Source organism: Pseudoneobacillus rhizosphaerae (assembly GCF_917563885.1).
Classification (GTDB): Bacteria; Bacillota; Bacilli; order Bacillales; family Cytobacillaceae; genus Pseudoneobacillus; species Pseudoneobacillus rhizosphaerae.
The window spans coordinates 97,283-121,775 of sequence record NZ_CAKJTG010000004.1; the positions used below are offsets into that span (position 1 = coordinate 97,283).

Sequence of the window (24,493 nt, forward strand, 5' to 3'; positions counted from 1 at the left end):
TATGATGAAACTAAGTACAATGGTAAAAGTGGTTGCTACGGTAGATGGTGAATGGCGAAGCCCACTAGCGGAGCAAATTTTAGAAAACTGGGGCTACGATGAAGGTTCTGTTTACTATTTCCGTGCAAGCGCTAACTTTCTCTTTATCTTTAAGAAAAATAACAAAACATATTTTTTAAGATTTAGCGATTCTAGTGAAAAAGAACTTTCTTCGATTGAAAGTGAAATCGTGGTTCTTGAGTATCTTCGCGAAAAGGCTATTCGTGTCGCATTACCTGTTAAATCGTTAAATAATAATTATATAGAGACGGTTGAAACAGAAATTGGGACGTTTTATGCGGTTGTTTTCGAAGCTCTACCTGGTAAACAGTTTGAAACAGAGGAATTAGACTTAGAGCAATTTTTTAAATGGGGAAGCTCTTTAGGAGAACTCCACTCTATTTTCAAAATCATGCCTGAAAAATACCGACTTAATCGTAAAAGTTGGAGTGATCAACTAATAGAAATAAAACAACAATTACCTGTTTACGAGGCAGCTGCACAAAGAGAATTAGAACAACTTATAACTTGGTCAGATGGACTAAACATTTCAGAGAGTAACTTTGGATTGATACATTTTGATTTTGAACTAGATAACCAGCGATGGGACAATGAGGTCATTGGTATTTTAGATTTTGATGATTGTATGAATCATTGGTACGTTGCAGACATTGCTCTTGCTTTAAGAGATATATTCAAAAAAGAAGTAGATTTGGAGAATCCCTTTTTCCAAGAATTCTTAAAGGGCTATCAGAATGAAACTGATCTCGATTTTAGCCTTTTGGAGCAACTATCCAATTTTTTAAGGTTGCATAAAATTATGTCATTTACTCGACTATTACAGACTGTTGATGTTCAAGAAACTCCGGACCAACCTGCTTGGCTCTCTAATTTAAGGTTAAAACTACTTCAGTATATTGAACGATATCGAGATTCATTTGAAGAGCATTCTTTGATAAAGTAATTTTTTTTGTAGCCAAGCATATACATATGATTGGCTTTTTTCTTTGGTTTCGACTACATGTGAAAATTAGGAAATGGATTAGAACGGAAAATCATGTTATGATATTTTAGTCATGGTTTGAATCAGGAGATATTTGGTAACGCCTAAATCATATTAGATTTTTTTCAATTTGTTCATGTTTTGTTCATATTTAACAGTTAAGATAGATGATAGGAAAATTTGGGACAAAACACATATATGCAATTAATTAAATTTATGTAATAATAATGTGCTAGAAGGTAGGTGCATCAAATATGAATAACTTATTTCAAAAAGGTCAAGGTATTTTGAATAAATATATTGGCTTTTTCTTATTGACGGTATTTTTTCTTTGGATGAAAACATATATCGTTCAGTTAACGCAATTTGACTTAGGAATTGAAAATTCTTTACAAAAATTCCTATTATTTATAAATCCATTGGGGTCTTCCCTTTTATTTTTAGGTGTTGCATCGTTATCAAAAGGACGTAGAAAATATATTTGGTTATTAATCATTGATTTCCTTTTATCATTTCTTTTATATGCGAATAGTTTATATTACCGCTTCTTTAATGATTTTATTACGTTACCAACATTAACACAGACCCAAAATTTCGGTGATGTAAGTGGTAGTGTAGTTTCCTTATTCAAGCCATATGATTTCTTGTTCTTCATTGATCTTATTCTGTTAATCGCCTTACTTGGTTTCCGTAAAGTGAAAATCGAAACGAAAGACATGACTCGTTGGAAAGTGGCTGCATTATTTTCATTTTCTCTTGCGATTTCAAGCGCAAATCTTGCGATAGCTGAAACGGATCGTCCACAGTTATTAACAAGAGGTTTTGACCGAAATTATATTGTAAAATATTTAGGTATGTATAATTACACAATTTATGATGCAGTCCAAAGTACAAAAGCATCTGCGCAACGCGTTTTAGCAGATAGCAACGACATAACTGAAGTAATTAACTTTACAAAATCAAACTATGCCGAGCCAAATCCAGCTTACTTTGGTGCTGCTAAAGGTAAGAATGTTATTTATTTACATCTTGAATCCATGCAAAATTTCCTAATTAATTACAAGTTGCACGGTGAAGAAGTCACACCATTCTTAAATTCATTAGTAAATGAAAAGAATACGATGTACTTTGATAATTTCTTCCACCAAACAGCACAAGGTAAAACGTCTGACGCTGAATTCATGCTTGAGAATTCATTATATGGATTGCCTCAAGGTTCAGCTTATACAACTAAAGGTTTAAATACGTATCAAGCTGCTCCAGCGATTTTAGGTCAACAAGGTTATACATCAGCTGTATTTCATGGAAATTCAGGTACCTTCTGGAACCGAAATGAAATTTACAAATCATTTGGATATAACCATTTCTTTGATTCAAACTACTATCAAATGAATCCTGAAAACCTTGCGGAATATGGTTTAATGGATAAGCCTTTCTTTGAGGAATCGATTCCTTTATTGGAAACATTACCTCAACCGTTTTACGCTAAATTTTTGACTGTTACACATCACTTTCCATATCCAATTGATGTAGAGGATGCAACACTTGCACCTCATACAACAGGTGATAAATCAGTCGATCAATACTTTCAAACAGCCCGTTATGCTGACGAAGCACTAGAACAATTCTTCGTTTATTTAAAGGAATCAGGACTATACGATAATTCTATTATTATTATGTACGGTGATCATTATGGTATTTCAGAAAATCATACTAAAGCAATGGAAAAAGTGCTTGGAAAAGAAATTACACCTTTTGAAAACGCTGGTTTACAACGTGTACCATTCTTCATTCGTGTACCAGGTATGGAAGGTGGAGTAAACCACGAATACGGTGGTCAAATGGATATTCTACCTACACTTCTTCACTTGCTAGGTACTGAGACAAAGAATTATGTTCATTTTGGAACAGACTTATTATCTGAACAGCATGATGATTTAGTTCCTTTCCGAAATGGTGACTTTGTGAGTTCGACCATCACATCAATTGATGGTAAATTATTCGATTCAAGTACTGGTTTAGATTTAGCTGAAGATCAAATTGAACTGGCTAATAGATACGAGAAAAGCGTTGAGCAAAAATTATCATTATCTGATAAAGTAGTAAATGGTGATTTATTACGCTTCTATACTCCTGGGAACTTTACTCCAGTAGATCGTACTCAATACCATTATTTTGAAAATCAAGACAATGTAGCAAATGAGTGAACAACATAAATAAAAGGCTGCGACAAGAAATTATTCTTGTGCAGCCTTTTTGTTTTTCGGCTTGACAGCCTTTGATCCTTATCTATTAAGGCTTGGGCTGCATTTAATCAAACGATTGATTGAAATATATTTTTATAATGGCTGGGTAAACTAACTCTTCTATCGGACAGGTCAAGCTTGTTCTTATGCCGTTTTGTCCAATAGAGGCCTTCTATCGGACAGGTCAAGCTTGTTCTTATGCCGTTTTGTCCAATAGAGGCCTTCTATCGGACAGGTCAAGCTTGTTCTTATTGCGTTTTGTCCGATAGAGACCTTCTATTGGACAATTCAAGCTTGTTCTTATTGCGTTTTGTCCGATAGAGGCCTTCTATCGGACAATTCAAGCTTGTTCTTATGCCGTTTTGTCCAATAGAGGCCTTCTATCGGACAGGTCAAGCTTGTTCTTATTGTGTTTTGTCCGATAGAGACCTTCTATTGGACAATTCAAGCTTGTTCTTATGCCCTTTTGTCCGATAGAGACCTTCTATCGGACAATTAAACACTCACTTGTGGTGTGTACTTATAAGTGAAATAAATACCCAATTAAAAGGAAATACTATTTCCTAATTGAGTTACTTTATAATAAATCATGCATTCCAAATTAATACTTTTATAAGGAGGTAACTTTCATGCAGCTGTATTCCGTTTTTTATTATGATTGCACTGGTGCAAAAGGTGTTGCTAATTATGATGCTTCTAATCAAATACATGCAAGAGATCAGTTTCTAGCGCAACACCCTAATTATAATGTTAATTATATTGAGTCTCGCAACGAGGAAATGAGAAAAAGGTGACACACCCAGTATCACCTTTTTCTCATTATCATGAAATTATTTAGTTTCTTGGATAGCCATAGCCAGGATAGCCAACTCCTGGGTAGCCCACGTTTGGATAACCTGGGCCAGGATAGCCTCCAGGTTGAAAGCCACCTGGTGGGTAACCTGGATAGCCAGCACATGGATAGCCGCCACACGGATAACCACCAGGATAACCAAAGAATGGACGTGCTACTAATGCCGACCCTAGAAGGCCACCTAATAAACCTCCTACAAACGGCAATCCAAAACCAATAAATCTACTATCCTGGACCTGATGATGGTTACGGTAATAAGGGTACACTGCCTTACCTCCTTTTCCTCTAATCTTTCCTCCTTATTACATATGCAAGGAAATGGATTTTGGAGTGGGCAAGGCTTTTATCCAAAAGGGCTGTTTTACTTAAAAACTAATTCTTTAACGGTAGAAATGATACTATTTGGAGTACTAATTTGTTTATGTGCATGCACCTCTTGTCGGTTATCGAAATGGTAATGCCCGTTCTGATTATGAAGATATAACATTATAGATACAATTGAAAAAAGGAATATAAAACTAACAATCCTATACATCTAGTCCCTCTCCATTTTAAAGTGAAGTTGTATTTGAATTTGCGCCTCGTTTTATCATTTGGCCGACAATAATTAAAATGATGCCAACAGCCAGAAACATTAAGTCATACACTAAAGCATTGGGATCACCAGGTTTAACACGATGAATTTTTAGGAGATGGTGATTAGTGATGCCTTCAACAACATTAAATATGCCCCCACCGAACAAAAAACCACCCAGTAACAATCGTATCCCCTTTGAATGATCAGTTGGATTTCCAGCCAACCATAAAAGGAATCCTCCCACTACTAATGTAATCGTAACAGCAAAATGGAAGATCCCATCACTTAAAATTTGTCCATGACGATCCGTATCCATAATGACACTATGCCATTGTAATAATTGATGAAAAATGACACCATCCATTGCCCCTACAAAACCAAATCCCAATACAAAACTACCAATCATAAGCATTCTCTTTTTGGTTGTTAAGCCCATGAAATAAACTCCTTCATTTATAAATAAATTCTGAACATTAAATCATTATAGGCAATAATTGTACAGATATTCAGACAAAAAAACGCAGAGATTTATCAAATCCCTACGTTTCCTAGAATTAATCAATAGTTTTCGATACTCTTTGAATAAACTCATTAACTACACGAACATATTCCTCAGGTTGTTCACGATAACAGGAATGGGCGCTTTCTTCAAAAATATGCAATTCAGAATGAGGCACGAGACTGCTAAAATATTCAGTCGATTCAGGTGTCGCTTCATCATACCTTCCACAAAGAAATAATGAAGGAGTTTCAATTTCATGTAATCTTGGTGTGCAATCAAACTCTTTCAGATTACCTTTAACACAAAACTCTGAAGGTCCCCACATTGTATTGTAAACTTCTAAATTACCTAATTCCTTTTGCTTCGCTCTTTCTTCAGGGTCAACCTCAATTCTGCAAATAAATCTCTTAGCAAATTCACCCATCGCTGCCTTGTATTCCTCAGAATCAGTAGTACCATCCTCTTCGCAACGATTAATGATTTCTTGAACATCTACAGGCAATTGTTTTAACAATCTGCTTGCATCTTCTGCCCAACGAGGAGCACTTAAACATGGACTTGAGAAAATTGCACTTTTTACACCATTTGGCTTTGTTAATAGGAATGAAGCTAGTAAGGTTGTCCCCCACGAATGACCAAGAATATTGACTTCCTCTAATCCTAATCCTTCTCTTACCTGGCCTAATTCCTCAACAAAACGGTCCAACTGCCATAAAGCTGGATCAGTTGGCCCTTTTGAAAAACCTGCACCCAATTGATCATAATAAATGACATCTCGTCCAGCAGCCAGCTTATCTAAGCGATGTAAAGGCAAAGATGAACTTCCTGGTCCCCCATGTAACACTAATAATGGCGTTAAATTGTTCCCCTCCTCCATCACCCTGCGATACCATACCTTTCCTCCTGTTACGTTAATAAAGCCTTCTTCTATTCTCATAGTTTGATTCTCCAATCTATAGATCTATCTATTATTTAAATAATTTAAAGCAATGCAAGAAACATGTATTTTACACATTGAATTACAAAACAACTAACTTATTCTCCTCTAACGGCCTGTAGAATTTCACTTTTAAAATAAGTTAATGGATGAATGGCATCGGCATAATTATCACTTGTAAATACTGTAATTAGCTCATATTCAGGGGCTATAATGATATACTGTCCACCATATCCCATCGCATAGAAGGTATGCTGTTTTTTATTTTCATTCTCTAGGACCCACCAATGGTATCCGTAAAAACCAAATTTATAATTTGTAGCAATTTTAGGAGACGTTGACGTTTCTATCCATGATTTACTTAGGATAGCTTTATTCTCCCAGTATCCCCCTTGCAACATGAACTTCCCAATTTTCAGCATATCTTCCGCTTTAAGTGATAAACCAAACCCACCAATTACAATTCCTTTTGAGTCAGAGTACCAGTCATACTCTTTAATTCCCAACGGATGAAATAAATAATTCTCTGCAAATTCCGTTGCCTTTTGACCAGTAGCCTTTTGAAGAATGGCGCTTAACAAATGCGAGGCACCAGAATTGTAATACATATTTTCACCCGGTTCCTCAATCATTTTTCTTTCAGATATAAACTTCACCCAATCCTTACTATTAATCATAGGCATCGGTCTTCCACCCCAGGTAGAAAACTCTGGCCAATCCAATCCAGGTGTCATAGTAAGGAGATGCTCAATTGTTATCCTTCTCTTAGATTCCTCCATATTAGGGAAAAAATCTGAAATTGACTGGCTTACTCCATTTATATAACCTTTATCTATTGCAATACCAATTAATATGCTCATAACACTTTTGGTAACAGAATTTACTTTATGCACCTTTTCCTTAAGTTTTTTATTTCGATAATACACATAAACGAGAGTATCTTTATAATACACGAGGCAACTATTAATCTTATCTCTTGTAAACTTTTTATCTAGTTGCTTTAACCGTTTTTGAATTACCAAATGCAAATCACTCATAAAAAACCACGCATTCTTAAAAATTTTAAAATAAGAAAGGAAACCCAATTTATGGATTCCCCATTTAAATTAAGCTAATTGAATCGCCATGTTCTCTAGCTTAAAATTGGCCTTAATGACCCCAATTTTATCATTTCGAGCATTAAGTACTGGTGCATGAACATACTCTTCTAGTTTTGCAAAGATTTCTTCCGTTCCAATACCTAGTTGTCGCAGCACTTCCATCGTTACAACGCTAGTAGCACGCGGACTGCCGTCTTCTACTTTAATCGCAATACCAATACCTGTTTCAGTATCAGCTAAACACTGGACAGCTTCTGCACCAGCCTTAGCAACGATGCGCCCATTAAATTCTCTCATTAAATCGGTATCAAAACGATTTGTACCACCAACCATCTCTGGATGTTGAATCATCGATTTACAAATAGTCCCCAATACTTGAGCTCTTTTTCCATCCGCAAACACGTCAGGTTTAGCTAATCTAGCGAATCCAAGCGCGGCATTTCGCAAAGGCAACCCATGAACCGGTACCCCACAGCCATCTACACTAATTTGAATTTGCTCTTTTGGAAAACTGCACACATCCTCAATCACATCGAGAATACGTTGTTGCAACGGATGACCGATTTCTCTATAAGTATCTACATCTTCATTCATATGCACTGCAGAAGCAAGCATACCAGAATGCTTCCCTGAGCAATTACTAAATACAGGCGTTAAATCTTTTCCTTCACGGATTAGTTGTCTATAGCTTTCCATATCTCTCGGGATATGAGTACCACATTGAAGATGCTCCTCCTCTAACCCCGCTCTTGATAGGATGTCTAAAACCGTATTCCGGTGGAATGGCTCCCCGCTATGTGAAGCACAGCTTAGTGAAATATCTTTTGCTGAATAATGAAATGCATCTGCAGCTCCAGTTTCAATTAACTGAACGGCTTGAAATGGCTTCATGGATGAACGAGGAAAAGTAAATCGGTCAGCATTTCCATATGAATACAATAATTCCCCTTCTGCATTCACAACAGCAACATGAATATCATGTGTGCTTTCTAAATATTCTCCACGATAAACTAATACAGCATCACTCATATGAAATCGCTCCCTATTATCTATACTACTATGTAATTATCTTCGCATTTATTTATTTCGACTTCCGATGTAATTTCTCCTCTATTTCACTCTGGGTTTTAGTGGATTTAAAATACTTTTATTTCGAGCATAAAGTTGGTAGTTTTTTTAATGATTTCAGAATACTTAGGCAGGCGAAACACCTTTGGAATGTGCTATACTATAACTGATTTTCAGAAATTTTAGAAATAATAGAAAAGAGGAATTTATCATGAGAAAAGTAATTTATCCAGAAGTTTGGGACTTGGATGTATTTTTCCCAGGCGGTAGTGAATCACCTCAATTACGCGAACATTTAGATCAGTTAGCACCAGAAATCACTAGATTAGAAGAAAAGGTTCAGCAATTTCAAATTCCACAATCTTCATCAGATGCTCAAAAAATTGCGGAGATTATTGAAGATATCAGAGAAATTCGTACACAAATCGGACAAGCACGATCCTTTATTAGTTGTTTGCTTGCACAGAATACGAAGGACAAAAAAGCTTCCTTACTTCAAGGTGAAATCTCAACGATTACAGCCCGTTTTTCAACCGCTATGCAAAAATTTCAAAAGGACTTAACTAAAACGGACGAGAACGTTTGGCAGGGACTCCTAGAAACAGATGCTCTAAACGGTTTCGAATTTATCTTAAACGAGTGGCGTACTCAAGCAAACCAAAAGCTATCTGAAAAAGAAGAAAGCTTAATCACCGCTTTAACTTCAGATGGCTATGAGTCATGGGGCAATCTCTATAATTCCGTTGTTGGCGAAATGAAAGTGAAAGTTTCTTTAGATGGGGAAGAAAAAGAATTATCAGTCGGACAAGCTAATAACCTTCGCTCGAATCCTGATGAATCGGTACGAAAAGAAGCTTTTGACGCATTAGAAGCTGCTTGGTCGGATAAAGAGGATCTGTTTGCCAAAATCCTAAATCATCTTGCTGGGTTCCGTCTGCAAGTATACAAGAAACGCGGATGGGAAAATGTTCTTCAAGAGCCACTTGCCATTAACCGCATGAAACAAGAGACATTGGATGCGATGTGGGGAGCGATTAGTAAACATAAGCAACCATTTGTAAAATACTTAAATCAAAAGGCACAACTTCTTGGAAAAGAAAAAATACAATATCATGACTTGAATGCACCAGTATCCAAAAGCACGCAGAAAATTTCTTACCAAGATGCCGCTGAATTTATCCTGAAACATTTCGGTCAATTTGGTCCAGAATTAGAAAGCTTCTCACGTAAGGCTTTTGAAGAAGGCTGGATTGAAGCAGAGGATCGTCCAAATAAACGTGTTGGTGGATTCTGTACTAGTCTACCAATGTCAGAGCAATCAAGAATTTTTATGACTTATAGTGGAACAATCGGCAATATGGCCACGCTTGCCCATGAATTAGGACATGCCTTCCATTCTTATGCATTAAAACCAGTACATGGATTAAATCGGCAATATGCCATGAATGTAGCAGAAACAGCCTCTACATTTGCTGAAATGATTGTTTTCGATGCTGCTGTAAAAGAAACAACATCAGATGAAGAAAAAATCTACTTACTAGAAGAAAAAGTTAAGCGTAGTATGATGTTTTTCATGGGTATTCATTTCCGCTTCTTATTTGAAACTCGTTTCTATGAGGAACGAAAAAATGGAATGGTTTCAGCGGAGCGTCTTAACGAACTGATGGAACAAGCTCAACAAGAAGCTTATTGTGGTGCACTTGAAACAACAGATCCACATTCTTGGGCCAATACTTTACATTTTTATATAACGTACACACCTTTCTATAACTTCCCATATACGTTTGGATATTTGTTCTCATTAAGCATTTATGCAAAAGCATTAGAAGAAGGCCAAGGCTTTGAAGAAAAATATATGGCTTTATTACGCGATACAGCCATTATGTCAGCAGAAGACTTAGCAATGAAACATCTAGGTGAAGATATTACCAAAGAAGCATTCTGGGAAAAAGGAATTGCCTTATCCGTTAAGGATGCTGAGGAATTTATTCGACTAACTTCAATGGGTTGATTCATAAATTGGATTAAAACCGATTAAGATGCTATACCAATCTGTAAGTATAGAAACTTGATAAAAAAATAAAGGCCTGCCACTAATAAAACTCTTATTATGGCCAGGCTCTTTTTTATATTTTTTTATTAAAATAGACCTATCACTTAGTGTAAGTCCCTCTTCTTCCTCTAATCGAATATCGTAACTAAACAATGCTTGTCCAACTAGCTATATACATCACAGCAACATTCACAAAAACACCATTTTCGTTTTTAAGAAAGACGTTTAATGGTTAAATTACGATTTCTATAATAAATGGCCCCTCCTACTGAGGTAATCCCTAAAGATATTATATCGTCTGCATTTAATGATATATGATGAACTACACTAAATGAACCTTGTGCTAAAAGAACACTGCCAAAACTGGTTGAATTAATACTTGCTCCATTTCTTAAAATGTTAAAAACACCTGATGATCCTAATTGTCCTTCTAGAAAAATATGAGCATTTATTTCATACACACCACTATTTAATACCTTAATTTGAGTGTTACCCATTGGAACAGTGTTTAATACAGGTCCTGATTCATCAAATATTACATTTCCACCATATATTAAAGGTTGATTTGAAAATCCACTTAGTGAACCGTAACCTAATACTGCTGATTCCCCAGTTTCACCTTGAATTCCCTGTATCCCTTGAGGTCCTGGTGGCCCTGGATCACCTTTAACTCCTGGAGCACCTTGTAGTCCTTGTATTCCTTGTGGTCCTGGATCACCTTGTGGCCCTTGTATTCCTTGTATCCCTTGAGGTCCTGGAGGTCCTGCTGGTCCTTGTGGCCCTGGAGCACCTTGAGGTCCTTGTGCGACATTAATTTCTGGAACATCAAGTACTTCGGTAACTTCGGTAATTTCGGTAACTTCAATAACTTCTGGAACATCAGTAACTTTATTTTCATTAGGAACATTAATATCATCAGCAACACTTGCCTCTAAACTATCATGAACTTTGTCCTTCTCTTCCCCTTTGTCCTTTTCCTTTTCTTTTACCTTTTCTTTTACCTTTTCTATTTCCTTATCCTTAGCTTTGTCCTTATTTTTGTCTTTTACTTTGTCTTTTACTTTATCCTTACTCTTTCCCTTAGTTTTGTCGCTATCCTTAAGCTTGTCTTCTTCCTTCTGAGACATATTTTTCAACTCCATTATTAAAAGGTTTTATCTTATATTTATATTTAAGGATAACAAATATGGAATCAGACATTCGTTTAGAAGAAAAAACTTTTTATAAACAGGCTATCCAAAACGCAGTATATGATAAGCAATTAGAAAAATCCTAATCTTGAGCTTTGTTGTGCTCTTTACTAAATTGTACATTTTATAGGAGAACTTTAGATAGGTTGACTCATTCGAAGGGGAATGGTGTCCGAATCAGATTGTTATCATACAAAAAACAACAATCTTTACGAAATCAGCCTTAAACAAAAGGGGAACTTACCATATTAGGCAAGTTCCTTATTATCTCTTTAAACGAATATACAATTAAGAAAATTGGAGAACACAATGGCACTAACAAGTGAGGACATTGCATTACTCATCCCTTTTAATTTCCACGATAGATGCTTTTGTCGCTGCTAGAAGACCTGGAACCGACAACTCCAGTTGAATTCCAATTTTCCCGCCACTCACTACAACGGTTTCATGTTCCTTTGCACTATCGTCAATAAATGTAGTGTAATGCTTCTTCATCCCTACAGGTGAACAACCACCCCTAATATAACCAGTCCACTTTTGAATATCCTTAACCGGAATCATTTCAATCTTCTTTTCACCTGCTGCTTTGGCTGCTTTTTTCAAATCAAGCTCTGCCTCTACTGGAATAATGAAGACATAAAGGTCCTTGCTACTCCCCTGTGCTACGAGTGTTTTATAAACAATTCGAGGATCCTTGTTTAATTTAAGAGCGACAGAAACTCCATCAATTTTTCCATCTTTATTATCATAAGTCATTAATTGATAAGAAATATGATTTGAATCTAAAATCCGCATCGCGTTTGTTTTCCCCTGTGCCACGATTCATTGCCCCTTTTTCCTTGTTTATATTTTCCATTATATATGGAATCGAAAAGCATAGGAAGTCAAAAAGGGATGCCCCAAAACCGTAAAGTCTTGATTTAAAAACATCATATTTTCCGCAAACAGCCTTAATTTAGATAAACTTCCATCTCTCTACATCGCAAGGCACGATAGTAAACAACTTTCCATAGAATAGTTTAACAAGTTAATAGAAAGTTGGTGCAATTATATGGATAACTATTCCTTTCAAAACCTCCAAGAAGATAACATGTCCTTTGATCAGGTTTTTGAAAAGATAAAAAAGTTTATGAAGATAAATCCGGGTGGTAACTTTCGACTCATGGTAGGAACAGATTCACAGGTTCATCGGAAACAAACAGTTTTTATCACTGGAGTGGTCATTCAATGTGAAGGAAAAGGAGTTTGGGCATGTATTAGAAAGATAATTATTCCTCGAAAGATTCTGCATCTACATGAACGAATTTCTCTTGAATTATCATTAACTGAGGAAATCGTGTCATTGTTTTCGGAAGAAAGGAAGACACAATTAATTGAAATCATCTTGCCATATCTTTACCAAGGTGCAACCTTTACAATGGAAGGGCATATCGATATTGGATTAGGAAAGCGTAATAAAACAAGTGTCTTTGTGAATGAGATGGTTTCAAGAATGGAGTCAATTGGGGTGGAACCAAAAATAAAGCCAAATGCTTTTGTTGCTTCAAGCTACGCAAATCGTTATACAAGATAATTCAATTCCAGTATCATACCTCCGTGATTTCCTTAAGGAAAATAGGATAGTAACCTTAAGTACCAAGGCTTAAACCGATTTCAATCAAACGTTTGATTAAACGTAAAAATCCCCTTCCAAAGGGGATTCTCTCCACTAATTTTGATTCGTCTTTTCTTCCGGATCCGGTACTTTCCGAAAAATCTCTAAACCCTTCAAAAAAGCGTCCCCACCGATACCCGCCAAAATAGAAATGAAAACCACTCTAAATAAAGAATCGGTGTCAGCGGAAATGACAAGCACAACCGCTGTTAATGCTCCCATCAAAACCTCTTCAAGAAATCCCAAATAAATAAACTTTTTGGTTTTTCTAGGTTTGATGATCTTCCCCTTTTTCCTTACATGTCCAACAACGCCAACCAATCCACCAATCAACAAAGCGAAGACAATATTCATCAACAAGTGACTTCACACTCCTAAAGCCGAGATTTTTTAATACGGCGACCTTAGGTAAAATCTTGGTGTACTTCCATTATATAGATATTAATATAAATTAGAATGAATAAATATACCGAATTTTCCGTTTATTGTATAGGATAAGATGACTATTTCGGATGGACTAATAGTAAAAGAGAAACCTCCATTCTTGTTTAAGAAAGGAGGTTTCTCATTCTTTTTATTACATACATTCTAACTCCACACTCACAGTTGTTCCTTTACCAATCTGACTATCAATTTTCATTGTCCCATTATGCTCTAAAATAATTTTGTTACTAACCGTTAGGCCAAGCCCAATTCCTTTGTCCTTTGTTGTGTAGAAGGGGGTTCCAAGATAATGCATCATTTCCTCCCCAATTCCCACTCCTTTGTCTGCAAAGGTAATCAACACTCTGTTCTTTTTCAGCTTGACAACAGCAATATGAACAAGGCCACCTTTAGGCATGGACTCAATTGCATTTTTAATAAAGTTTACAAAAACTTGTTTTAACTGATTTGGATTACAGAGTATCGGGATATCACCATCTAGATATTCGTACTGGATTTGAACATTATACATTAATGCCTGAGGATGGAGAATTTTCACCGTACTATCTAAAATCGATATTAAATTTTCTCGCTCAAATTGAATGGCCTGTGGTTTGGCCAAGGACATAAATTCATTTACAATCATGTCAATACGATCAAGCTCTTCCATAATTATAGATAAATAGTTTTCTTCCGCCTCTCTATTATTACTTCTTTTCAATAACTTTGAGAATCCCTTTAACGATGTTAAAGGATTGCGTATTTCATGTGCAACCCCAGCAGCTAATTGGCCAATAATTGAAAGTCGATCTAGATTACGAAGGGCCGCATCATTTTTCAATCTGTCGGTAACATTTCTTCCCACAATGACAAACGATTCTATTTCCTTTTGATCATTATAGATAGGAGAAATATTATATTCTGCGTATATCACTTCGTTAGTAGCAGTCATCATCCTTTTTTGTACCAGCTGTGGTTCCCCTGTAGCTAATAGCTTCTGAAACATTTCAGTTAAGGGCTCCACTTCATCAGGAAAGACAAAATCCGTAATTTTTTGCCCAACAATTTCTTTTGTTGACCTCCCTGTAAGTTTTTCGTAGGATGGAGAAGCATATATAATCGTGAAGTCTTTTTTAAAAACTTTTATCATATCTGTCGTATTTTCAGTAATTAAATTGTATAACTCCCTTATTTTCTTTAATTCACGTTCCAAATTCACCTTTTCAGTTATATCACGGAAAATAGCGATGACAGCTATAATTTCTCCTTCAATATTTCTTAACGGTGAGTAGGAAACAGCGATATCAAGCACGGTTCCATTCTTATGAGTACGCTGTGTATTTAAATTGGAAAACACTTGTCCTCTTTGAACTGAATCAATGATTCCGTATACGGAGTCTGGATTGGGAAATTCTCTAATGTTTTTTCCGAGTACATCTTCCTCAGTAAAGCCAAAGATTTGAGTATACATAGGGTTCACTCTAATAAAACGATTCTTCATATCAACAATGGCAAATCCGTCAGCTGAACAATTAAGAAATAAATCTAGTAAACCATCGGGATTAATTAGTTCCTCAGATGTTTCATATTTAAAAATAGGGAATTCATTTGCCATATCGCTCCGCTCCAAACCACTTCATAATAATAATATCTTCATTTTACAGAATAATTAGTTAAATAAAAAGAGAAATCGATAGGAGGTAACTAAATAGATTGTTGATAAGTATTTTCCTTTACTAGAATTGGCTTAATTTTATGGGGATAACTTGTAAAAAAAAAAAAAATCCTCTTTTGACTGTGGACAATGCAAAGTTTATACACAATTGTAGATAAACACTTTTGAATTGTAGATAACTACTCCAAATATGAAATTAAAGAACTATGGATTTTGTGGATAAGTCACTATTGTTCAAAATAAATAAAGGCTGTTTTCGCAAAGATTGTTGCTTTTCGAACTAAGTTTAAACCCGTATTTATTAAGGCTTCGGGGCATCTTTTCGTCATTGTTTCAAGTTTTTTTGTGCTAATCTATGATTTTGTCTGTTATTTTAAATGCATTAGCAACAATGTTTACGAAAAGAGCCTAAATAAAAGCAGGAACCACATTTGGTCCTGCTTCATTTCTAATTAGATTCTTTTAACTTATTATATTCTTCCTTAATCTCATTAACTGTTTTCGAGATTTCTTCTCCCCAATGGTCATTAGCCGTTTTAAAGATGACTTTGCCATCTTTGTCCATTAATGCATAGCCTCTAAAAGCCGAATCGCCATTTTTCATACCTAAATGGTCAACCAATTCTAATTCTGGGTCAGAAACTAAATTAAGGCTATATCCGAACATTTCCTTAAGTGCATTGTGGAGCTCAAGCTGATGCTCAGGTGTGTCCTTACTAATGATGAACATCTCCACATCCAATCCTTCTAGCTCTTTCAAATTCTCATGCAACTGAACTAGTTGCTGTTGGCAAAGTCCTCAGGTGTAAGAGGTGATAAAAAAGAATAAAGTTGGTTTTTCTAATGGAAAGGAAATCTCTTCTTTGTCTTGGTTTAACAAAGTAATGGAGTCATTTAACTTCTTGTCTCCACAGGCAGATAAAAAAAGTACAGAAATGAGTAACAATAAAAATATTTTTAATTTCATATAAAGCTCCTTTATTTCTTTTGTATACAAAATTTTATAGGAAAAACTTTTGCAATACAAATCATTAGCCTTGATTACTCCATTCCCCCGTTTTTCCAAAACTAATAGCATCAAAAAATAAGAGACCCTCAATGGAGTCTCTTTTATTGTTTCATTTTTGGATCAAGGACATCCCGCAACCCGTCTCCCATTAAATTGAAGCCCAGTACTGTTAACATGATTGCCATCCCTGGAAAAAATAAAGTCCAAGGTGCCTGCATGATATAGTTCTTCGAATCGGCAAGCATTTTGCCCCATTCAGGTGTCGGCGGCTGTGCTCCCATTCCAAGAAATCCAAGTGCTGCTGCTTCAATAATCGCAGTTGCAATCGCTAAAGTTGCTTGGACAATGACTGGCGAAATACTATTCGGTAAAATATGACGGAATAGAATCCGCGAATCTCTCATACCAACCGCCCGCGCTGCCATAATATACTCCTCTTGCTTAACACTTAGTACCTTTGACCGAACTAAACGTCCAAAGTTTGGAATATTAATAACAGCAATAGCTATTAGTGCGTTTTGTAAAGATGGTCCAAGAATTGCCACAACAGCAATTGCTAATAATATACTAGGAAAAGCTAGCATGATATCGAAAATTCGCGAAATAATCGCATCGACCCAACGGCCATAGTAACCGGCAATTATCCCAAGTGCTGTACCAAAAACAACCGACCCTAGTACAGAAAAGAATCCAACCCATAAGGAAATTCTCGCCCCAAAAAGGACACGGGAAAAGATATCTCTACCGAAGTCATCTGTGCCAAACCAATGCTGACTGGAAGGTGCTTGAAATCGGTCGACTAATTTTTGTGCTTTATAATCATATGGAGCAATAATTGGTGCGAGGAAAGCTATAATAATAAAAAAGATGACAATTCCTAATCCTATCAATGCAAGTCTATTTTTACAAAAAGCCAGCCATGCTTCTTTCCAAGGAGGAACTAGCTTTTCTTCTTCAACAGGAACTACTTTTATATTTGTCGTTTTTTTTGCAAGTTGAGCCACTCTAAATCCCTCCTCTTACTATTTATTGTATTTAATTCTTGGGTCAACCACGACGTAGAGTAGATCGACAATCAAGTTAATTAATACGAAGATAGCCGCGATTATTAAGATTCCAGACTGGATAACCGGATAGTCACGGTAACTAATAGCATCATAGACATATCGTCCAATTCCTGGCCAACCAAAGATTGTTTCAGTTAATATCGCGCCACCTAATAGTAAACCCGTTTGTAAACCAATTACGGTTAGTACAGGAATAATGGCATTTTTCAATGAATGCTTGTAGACAACCCAAAACATTCTTAAGCCCTTTGCTCTTGCTGTCCGAACATAATCTGATTTCATAACTTCTAGCATTGTTGCCCGCGTCATTCTTGCTATAATTGCCATCGGAATTGTAGCAAGGGCCATGCTTGGTAAAGCTAAATGTTTAATAGCCGTAGTAAATTGATCAAAACGTCCTTGAAGTAAGGTGTCGACTAAATACAGATTAGTTATCGACTCTATTGGGTCGCGAACATTATTTCTTCCTGTCGTCGGCAACCAACCCAACTCGATAGAAAATCCCCATTGTAGCATTAAGCCTAGCCAAAAAATCGGCATCGATACTCCAACCAAAGCTACAACCATTGCGACATAATCAAACCATGACTTCGAAAACCACGCACTAATAATTCCAGCGTTTACTCCAATTACTACTGCAACTAGCATTGCTACCAACGTTAATTCGAAAGTTGCCGCTAAATATGGCCAAACTTCTTCGCTTATTGGTCCCCTTGTCCGTAAAGATGTTCCTAAATCCCCTTGGAGAAGTTGCCCAAGATAATCGACATATTGTATGTACCATGGTCGATCTAAACCTAGTTCTCTAGTTAAGTTTTCAATGGCTGCTGCCGTTGCTCTTTGTCCTAATATTACTTGAGCTGGATTTCCTGGTATCGCATGGATAATAGCAAATACAACAAGGGTCATTCCAAATAGAACTGGTATTAATGAAAATAAACGGCGGACCGTGTAATTAAACAACTCTTTCACTCCTTTTTTAAGTAGTGATCATATCAAGCTTCAGCGCTGGCTTTTAGCTTTTCTAAAAAAAAGGGGAGGAAAGCTCCCTCCCCTTTGGTACCTATCTTACTCGCGTTTCTTCTTTATTACTTTGCAAATTCAACATTAATTAATGACTCAGAGCCAGTTGGATGTGGTTTGTAGTTAACGACATCTTTTCCAGCAGCTAATAATGGAATGGAGTGAACAAGTGGTACCCAAGGAGCATCCTCATGAATGATTTCTTGAGCTTTCTTGTATAGTTCATTACGAGCATCTTCATCCACTTCTGTTTGAGCTTGGATTAGAATATCATGAAGCTCGTCGCTGCTATACATCGCACTGTTGTTACTACCAATACTATCTTTATCTAGTAATGTGTATAAGAAGTTGTCAGCGTCACCATTGTCACCAGTCCAACCAAGCATGAAGGCATCATATTCACCATTTTTTGCTTGATCTAAATAGGTAGCCCAGTCAACAGATTGAATATTAGCTGTAACGCCAATTTCAGCTAAACTTGCTTGGATAACCTCTGCAACCTTCATAGCTTCTGGCATATATGGACGTGCTACAGGCATTGCCCATAGGTCCATTGTAAATCCATCCGCATATCCAGCTTCCGCTAATAAAGCTTTTGCTTTTTCTAAATCATATGGATATGGTTCAATTGCATCGTTATAGCCCGAAATAGCAGGTGGCATTGGGTTTATAGCTGGCTGTGCTGTTCCACCGTAGAATGCATCGATGATGGATTGTTTATCAATTGCATGATTAATAGCTTGACGAACTAGCTTATTATCAAATGGTTTACGAGTGTTTGTTAAACCGATGTAACCAACGTTCATAGAAGGACGCTCAAGAACTTGTAAGTTTTCATTCGCTAAAACAGTTGCTTCATCAGAGTTATTTAATCCATCCATAACGTCAATCTCGCCACTTACAAGAGCGTTTAGTCGCGCTGTGTTTTCAGGAATAACACGGAAAATAACTTTGTTTAACTTCGGTAATCCTGCTTGCCAGTAGTCAGCATTCTTTTCAAGAGTGATCGTATCATTCTCTTTCCACTCAACAAACTTGAATGGTCCTGTTCCAACTGGATTTGCACGGTAAGCTTCCCCTTGTTTCTCGATAGCCGCTGGGCTAGAAATAGCGAAAGGAGACATCGCTAAGTTCTTAAGGAAAGGAGCTTGTGGTCTCTTTAATACAAATTTAACGGTATTTGCATCTACGGCAGTAACCTCTTGAATAACATGGCCTTCATCAGCCTTATATCCACCAAACATTGTATAGTAAGGGAATTGTTCTTCATTACCATTCATCCAACGGTTAAAGTTGAATACAACAGCATCCGCATTGAATTCTGTGCCATCATGGAATTTAACCCCTTGACGTAACTTGAATTCGTAATTTAAACCATCATCTGTTACTGTCCAACTTTCTGCAAGACCAGGATTGATTGTTGTATCCTGTTCACCAAATGAAACTAAAGTTTCAAAAATGTTTTCAGTTACTTTGAAGGTTTCCCCTTCAGTTGTTGAGATTGGGTCTAGAGAAACGGAATCCCCTCCACGGCCATACACAAGTGTATCTTTGGCAGGAGTTTCTTCTTTTACGACAGGATCCTTTTCGTCGTCGCTGTTTTGATTCGTTTTACTGCTGCATCCAACAAGGAACATGCTGATTGCTAAAAATGCAACCAATAGCGTCTTAAAAGTGCTTTTCTTCATAAGCGTTTGTTACCCCCTATTTATTTTTTTATATATCATTAATGCGGTTGCCTACTCGTATAAGTGGCATGCCACAGAATGACCATTCAAATTACGCTCTACTGGCCTTATTGATTGACAAATATCCATAACTTGAGAGCACCTAGTGTGGAAGGCACATCCTGAAGGAGGATTCGCAGGGCTTGGTAATTCCCCCTCTATTAAAATGGTTTCCCGTTTAATATCAGGATCAGGTATAGGTACTGCTGATAATAACGCCTTCGTATACGGGTGCATCGGATTTTCATAAAGTTCTTCACTATCTGCTAATTCTATTAATCTCCCTAAATACATTACCCCTACGCGGTCGCTGATGTGACGAACCACTCCTAAATCATGAGCGATAAAGATATAGGTAAGCTGGAATTCATTTTGAATGTCTTTCATCAAATTTAGCACCTGTGCCTGAATCGAAACATCTAGTGCTGATACAGGTTCATCTGCAATGATAAGCTTGGGCTTAGTCATTAGTGCTTTTGCAATTCCAATACGTTGACGTTGACCACCGCTAAATTGGTGAGGATATCTTCGTGCGTGGTAGCTGCTAAGCCCCACTACCTCAAGCATTTCCTGAACGCGTTTCTTTCGCTCCTGTTTATTCCCAATTCCATGTACAATAAGTGGTTCTTCGAGAATTTGCTGAATGGAATGACGTGGATTTAATGATGCATAAGGGTCCTGAAACACCATTTGAATATCCCGACGCGTTTTTCTTAACTCAGACTTAGACATACTCGTAATCTCTTTATCTTCAAAAAGAATACGTCCATCACTTGCTTCAATTAAACGCATAAGAAGTCGACCAGTTGTTGACTTTCCACAACCACTTTCACCAACGATTCCTAGTGTTTCTCCTTTTTTTACATAAAAAGAAACATCGTCAACCGCTTTTACATCTCCTTTTTTCCTTCCAAAAATCCCACCCGTTATGGGGAAGTATTTCTTTAGCCCATTAACCTCAAGAAGTAACTCCGACATGTTGGTCACTCCTTTCTTCCACTTTATGTAAGAAACACCGAACTTCATGTCCCTGTTTCTCCATTTTGTATAAATCAGGTGTTCCTTCAAAGCATGCTTCAAATGCTGAGTCACATCTTGCAGCAAAACGACAGCCTTTTTGGATGGTACCAGGTGTTGGAACACTTCCCGGAATACTATACAGACGATCTTTCTTCCCTCTTAAATCTGGCACAGATTTGAGAAGCCCCTTAGTATACGGATGTTTTGGATCCTTTAATATCGTTCTCACATCGCCATGCTCCACGATTTGCCCAGCATACATCACAATCACTCGTTCACAGATTTCAGCGACTACCCCTAAATCATGTGTAATGAGAATAATCGAAGTGGCTGTTTTCTTATTTAAATCTTTCATCAAGGCAAGGATTTGTGCCTGAATCGTTACATCAAGTGCTGTCGTAGGCTCGTCCGCAATTAGCACCTTAGGATTACAGGCCATTGCCATCGCAATCATAACCCTTTGTCTCATCCCACCTGATAACTGGTGAGGGTTTTCCTTCAATATCCCTTCGGCCCTAGGAATTCCAACTAGCTTAAGTAGCTCAATACAGCGAATCTTTGCTTCTGCCTTTGATAAATCCGTATGTAATCGTATGGCCTCCATAAGTTGGTTTCCTATTGTGAATAATGGATTCAACGATGTCATTGGTTCTTGGAAAATCATCGAGATTTGGTTGCCGCGAATTTTTCGCCATTCTTTTTCGGAAATATTTTTTAAATTCTTCCCTTCAAAAAGAAGTTCGCCATTTTCAATTTTACCTGGCGGTGTAGGAATCAGACCCATCGTTGCTAATGAGGTGACACTTTTGCCACTACCCGATTCACCCACAATCCCTAATATTTCACCTTCATTCAATTGAAAACTAATTCCATCAACTGCTGGAATAAACTTCTTTCCAGATTGAAATGAAACCTTTAAATCTTTTATTTGAAGAATAGGGTCTTTACTCACCATTACACCCACCTAACAATTCTGTATTTTTGTAATTATCTGATTATATTTAATATTATAATATATTAAGACACATAGCAATTATTACACACAACACTATTAGTAATTTGTCGTAATTTGGCATTAAAGTAAAAAAAAGTGAATATAATCCAATTCCTTTAACACATCACCGTACCAGGGGACAGTCCCCACGTACTTTACTGCATTAAAGCATAAGAAAATAATTACTTCTATTCTCGAAATAATCCTTTGACTAAATTTTCAATTAATATAGAATTAAGATTGACCATATGGTTATTTACAAGGGGGATTGTTTAAATGGAAAATACAGTTGAAAAACGCCTAACTCGTTCTGAAGTGCCAGTCGAATTGACATGGAACCTGAATGATTTATTTCATTCTGATGAAGCATGGGAAAGTGAATTAAAACGAATTGAGGAAGATTTAGCGGTAGTTGCAAACTATAAGGGAACTTTTCATAATGGTTCGAAAGCTTTCCTAAAGTGCTTACTTGCTCAGGAACAAATTATGATGAAGCTTATCAAAGCTGCTACCTTTGCTAGTTTAAGACAATCAGCCGATGGAACAGATTCTGTTAATCAAGCAAACTCGTCAAAAATGTCCGCTCTTAGAACAAAAGTTAGTGCCGGCTTATCCTTTATTGACTCTGAAATTCTTGCCTTACCTGAAGGAACCATTGAATTATACATAAATGAGGAAGCTGAGTTAAAGCCTTTCCAGAAAAACTTACAAGAGTTGATACAGAAGAAAGCTCATACCCTGTCCCCTGAAACAGAGGAAGCACTAGCAGCCCTCGGGGAGGTCCTTAACGCACCATATCAAATTTTTGGCATGAGTAAATTAACGGATATGCAATTTGATTCTATTAAAGATGAGAACGGAAATGAGCTTCCAAACTCCTTTGCTTTATTTGAAACACGATATGAATTTTCATCTGATACAAAAGTTCGACGAAAAGCCTACCAGTCATTTTCGAAAACATTAAAGCAATATAAAAATACCTTTGCAACAACTTATGCAACAGAAGTAAAAAAACAAGTAGCTCTTTCACGTCTTAGAAAATACGATTCTGTTACAAATATGTTATTGGAACCACAACAAGTGACAGAAGAAATGTACAATAATCAGTTGGATATTATTACAAAAGAGCTAGCACCACATATGCGCCGTTACGCTGAATTAAAAAAGCGTGTACTTGGTCTAGATAAGGTACTTTTCTGTGATTTAAAAGCACCTCTAGATCCAGAATTTAGTCCTGAAATTAGCTATGAAGAAGCAAGCACTATGATTCTTGAGGCATTAAAAGTGATGGGACCTGAATACACGGAGATTATGGAGAAAGGCCTTACTGAAAGATGGTGTGACTTATCTGATAATGTTGGTAAGTCTACAGGTGCATTCTGCTCAAGCCCTTACGGCTCACATCCATATATTTTAATAACCTGGCAAAATACAATGCGTAATGTATTTACACTTGCTCATGAGCTAGGGCATGCTGGTCATTTCTATTTAGCTAATAAAAATCAACGTATTATGAATACTCGTCCATCTATGTATTTTGTTGAAGCACCTTCGACAATGAATGAAATGCTATTAGCTAATCATCTTTTTGCAAAATATGATGATAAACGTATGCGCCGCTGGGTAATTCTTCAGCTATTAGCTACTTATTATCATAACTTTGTCACACACGTCCTTGAAGGAGAATATCAACGTAGGGTATATTCACTTGCTGAAGATGGAGCAGCCTTAACAGCTAAAACTCTTTCAGATGTTAAAGGCTCTGTCCTTTCCGACTTCTGGGGTGATTCAGTTGAATTAGATGAAGGGGCAAGCTTAACCTGGATGCGTCAGCCGCATTACTATATGGGACTATACTCTTACACGTACTCAGCCGGTTTAACTGTATCAACAGCTGTTTCCCAGATGATCAAAGAAGAAGGGCAACCTGTCGTGGATAGATGGTTAGACGTGCTTCGCGCAGGCGGAACGATGAAACCACTTGAGCTAATGAAGCATGCCGGCATCGATATGTCGAAACCAGATGCGATACGTAAAGCCGTATCATACGTTGGGTCTCTCATTGATGAACTAGAACAATCCTATGAATAACCTATCACTTTAACGCAATAACGCACCGGGGGACAGTCCCCCGGTGCGTTATTGCGTTAAAGTGCATTTCATTCATCCTCATTTTCATACATAATTCTCACTTCTTTTGGCAAAATAGGTAAAAAACGGCCGGAGTTGTATTGGATGTTAAAAAATCTAGTTAGCTTCATTTCTGACAAATTTAAAATCAAAAATGACTATCCGGAACAATTATCTACGGATGATATAAAGCTTAAGGAACA

The 24,493-nt window shown here is 36.9% G+C and carries 21 protein-coding genes and 1 pseudogene; 6 read left to right on the forward strand and 16 right to left on the reverse strand.

Annotation, left to right across the window (positions count from 1 at the left end; translation table 11 throughout):
* The first annotated feature begins 1 nt into the window (after position 1).
* The 3 genes from LRP83_RS04170 to LRP83_RS04180 all read left to right on the forward strand — a co-directional run bounded on the left by LRP83_RS04170 (position 2) and on the right by LRP83_RS04180 (position 4,082).
* Complete coding sequence (locus tag LRP83_RS04170) at positions 2 to 1,003, forward strand: phosphotransferase enzyme family protein (RefSeq protein WP_230495420.1); 1,002 nt, start codon at positions 2 to 4, stop codon at positions 1,001 to 1,003.
* A gap of 293 nt (positions 1,004 to 1,296) precedes the next feature.
* Complete coding sequence (ltaS, locus tag LRP83_RS04175; protein ID WP_230495421.1) at positions 1,297 to 3,249, forward strand: lipoteichoic acid synthase; 1,953 nt, start codon at positions 1,297 to 1,299, stop codon at positions 3,247 to 3,249.
* Between the two features lie 668 nt (positions 3,250 to 3,917).
* The gene (locus tag LRP83_RS04180; RefSeq protein ID WP_230495422.1) at positions 3,918 to 4,082 is read left to right on the forward strand and encodes a hypothetical protein; all 165 of its coding nucleotides are present in this window, start codon (positions 3,918 to 3,920) and stop codon (positions 4,080 to 4,082) included.
* A 40-nt stretch (positions 4,083 to 4,122) separates the two neighbouring features.
* On the opposite strand, the gene LRP83_RS04185 is transcribed toward LRP83_RS04180, so the two are convergent.
* The 5 genes from LRP83_RS04185 to LRP83_RS04205 form a co-directional block, all read right to left on the reverse strand.
* The gene (locus tag LRP83_RS04185) at positions 4,123 to 4,407 is read right to left on the reverse strand and encodes a hypothetical protein (RefSeq protein ID WP_230495423.1); all 285 of its coding nucleotides are present in this window, start codon (positions 4,405 to 4,407) and stop codon (positions 4,123 to 4,125) included.
* Between the two features lie 285 nt (positions 4,408 to 4,692).
* A complete protein-coding gene (locus tag LRP83_RS04190) occupies positions 4,693 to 5,154 on the reverse strand; it encodes a DUF2243 domain-containing protein (RefSeq protein ID WP_230495424.1) in 462 nt (153 codons plus the stop codon).
* Positions 5,155 to 5,272: 118 nt separating this feature from the next.
* A complete protein-coding gene (locus LRP83_RS04195; protein ID WP_230495425.1) occupies positions 5,273 to 6,157 on the reverse strand; it encodes a proline iminopeptidase-family hydrolase in 885 nt (294 codons plus the stop codon).
* 98 nt (positions 6,158 to 6,255) lie between these two features.
* Positions 6,256 to 7,194: a serine hydrolase domain-containing protein gene (locus LRP83_RS04200; protein WP_230495426.1), complete on the reverse strand. Its 939-nt coding sequence runs from the start codon at positions 7,192 to 7,194 to the stop codon at positions 6,256 to 6,258.
* A 69-nt stretch (positions 7,195 to 7,263) separates the two neighbouring features.
* Positions 7,264 to 8,286: an asparaginase gene (locus tag LRP83_RS04205; RefSeq protein WP_230495427.1), complete on the reverse strand. Its 1,023-nt coding sequence runs from the start codon at positions 8,284 to 8,286 to the stop codon at positions 7,264 to 7,266.
* Positions 8,287 to 8,536: 250 nt separating this feature from the next.
* Between LRP83_RS04205 and LRP83_RS04210 the strand changes: the two genes are divergently transcribed.
* Positions 8,537 to 10,336: a M3 family oligoendopeptidase gene (locus tag LRP83_RS04210; RefSeq protein ID WP_230495428.1), complete on the forward strand. Its 1,800-nt coding sequence runs from the start codon at positions 8,537 to 8,539 to the stop codon at positions 10,334 to 10,336.
* A gap of 254 nt (positions 10,337 to 10,590) precedes the next feature.
* Here the strand turns inward: LRP83_RS04210 and LRP83_RS23200 are convergent, their stop codons facing one another.
* Positions 10,591 to 11,505: a hypothetical protein gene (locus tag LRP83_RS23200; protein WP_230495429.1), complete on the reverse strand. Its 915-nt coding sequence runs from the start codon at positions 11,503 to 11,505 to the stop codon at positions 10,591 to 10,593.
* 399 nt (positions 11,506 to 11,904) lie between these two features.
* The gene (gene ybaK, locus LRP83_RS04220; protein ID WP_230495430.1) at positions 11,905 to 12,387 is read right to left on the reverse strand and encodes a Cys-tRNA(Pro) deacylase; all 483 of its coding nucleotides are present in this window, start codon (positions 12,385 to 12,387) and stop codon (positions 11,905 to 11,907) included.
* 232 nt (positions 12,388 to 12,619) lie between these two features.
* On the opposite strand from ybaK, the gene LRP83_RS04225 reads away from it, so the two are divergent.
* Positions 12,620 to 13,141: a ribonuclease H-like YkuK family protein gene (locus tag LRP83_RS04225; RefSeq protein WP_230495431.1), complete on the forward strand. Its 522-nt coding sequence runs from the start codon at positions 12,620 to 12,622 to the stop codon at positions 13,139 to 13,141.
* Positions 13,142 to 13,276: 135 nt separating this feature from the next.
* Here the strand turns inward: LRP83_RS04225 and LRP83_RS04230 are convergent, their stop codons facing one another.
* From LRP83_RS04230 to LRP83_RS04270, 9 genes and pseudogenes are all read right to left on the reverse strand, one after another.
* Positions 13,277 to 13,576 carry a DUF4257 domain-containing protein gene (locus LRP83_RS04230; RefSeq protein ID WP_230495564.1) on the reverse strand — a complete coding sequence of 100 codons (300 nt, stop codon included), beginning with the start codon at positions 13,574 to 13,576 and terminating at the stop codon, positions 13,277 to 13,279.
* Positions 13,577 to 13,799: 223 nt separating this feature from the next.
* Positions 13,800 to 15,260: a PAS domain-containing sensor histidine kinase gene (locus tag LRP83_RS04235; protein WP_230495432.1), complete on the reverse strand. Its 1,461-nt coding sequence runs from the start codon at positions 15,258 to 15,260 to the stop codon at positions 13,800 to 13,802.
* A 508-nt stretch (positions 15,261 to 15,768) separates the two neighbouring features.
* Positions 15,769 to 16,104: pseudogene (locus LRP83_RS04240) on the reverse strand (redoxin domain-containing protein); the annotation flags it as partial.
* 15 nt (positions 16,105 to 16,119) lie between these two features.
* Positions 16,120 to 16,287 (reverse strand): hypothetical protein, encoded by a 168-nt coding sequence (locus LRP83_RS04245; protein WP_230495434.1) that lies wholly within the window; start codon positions 16,285 to 16,287, stop codon positions 16,120 to 16,122.
* Between the two features lie 143 nt (positions 16,288 to 16,430).
* Complete coding sequence (nikC, locus tag LRP83_RS04250) at positions 16,431 to 17,333, reverse strand: nickel transporter permease (protein ID WP_230495435.1); 903 nt, start codon at positions 17,331 to 17,333, stop codon at positions 16,431 to 16,433.
* Positions 17,334 to 17,351: 18 nt separating this feature from the next.
* Positions 17,352 to 18,359 carry an ABC transporter permease gene (locus LRP83_RS04255; RefSeq protein ID WP_230495436.1) on the reverse strand — a complete coding sequence of 336 codons (1,008 nt, stop codon included), beginning with the start codon at positions 18,357 to 18,359 and terminating at the stop codon, positions 17,352 to 17,354.
* Positions 18,360 to 18,484: 125 nt separating this feature from the next.
* Complete coding sequence (locus tag LRP83_RS04260) at positions 18,485 to 20,107, reverse strand: ABC transporter substrate-binding protein (RefSeq protein ID WP_230495437.1); 1,623 nt, start codon at positions 20,105 to 20,107, stop codon at positions 18,485 to 18,487.
* A gap of 51 nt (positions 20,108 to 20,158) precedes the next feature.
* Positions 20,159 to 21,124: an ABC transporter ATP-binding protein gene (locus LRP83_RS04265; protein WP_230495438.1), complete on the reverse strand. Its 966-nt coding sequence runs from the start codon at positions 21,122 to 21,124 to the stop codon at positions 20,159 to 20,161.
* Positions 21,105 to 22,118, reverse strand: a complete 1,014-nt coding sequence (locus LRP83_RS04270) for an ABC transporter ATP-binding protein (protein WP_290369493.1) — start codon at positions 22,116 to 22,118, stop codon at positions 21,105 to 21,107. The genes LRP83_RS04265 and LRP83_RS04270 overlap by 20 nt, the downstream gene beginning before the upstream one ends.
* 318 nt (positions 22,119 to 22,436) lie before the next feature.
* Between LRP83_RS04270 and pepF the strand changes: the two genes are divergently transcribed.
* Entirely contained in the window at positions 22,437 to 24,251 is a 1,815-nt protein-coding gene (gene pepF, locus LRP83_RS04275) for an oligoendopeptidase F (RefSeq protein WP_230495440.1), read from the forward strand.
* Positions 24,252 to 24,493: the final 242 nt, after the last annotated feature.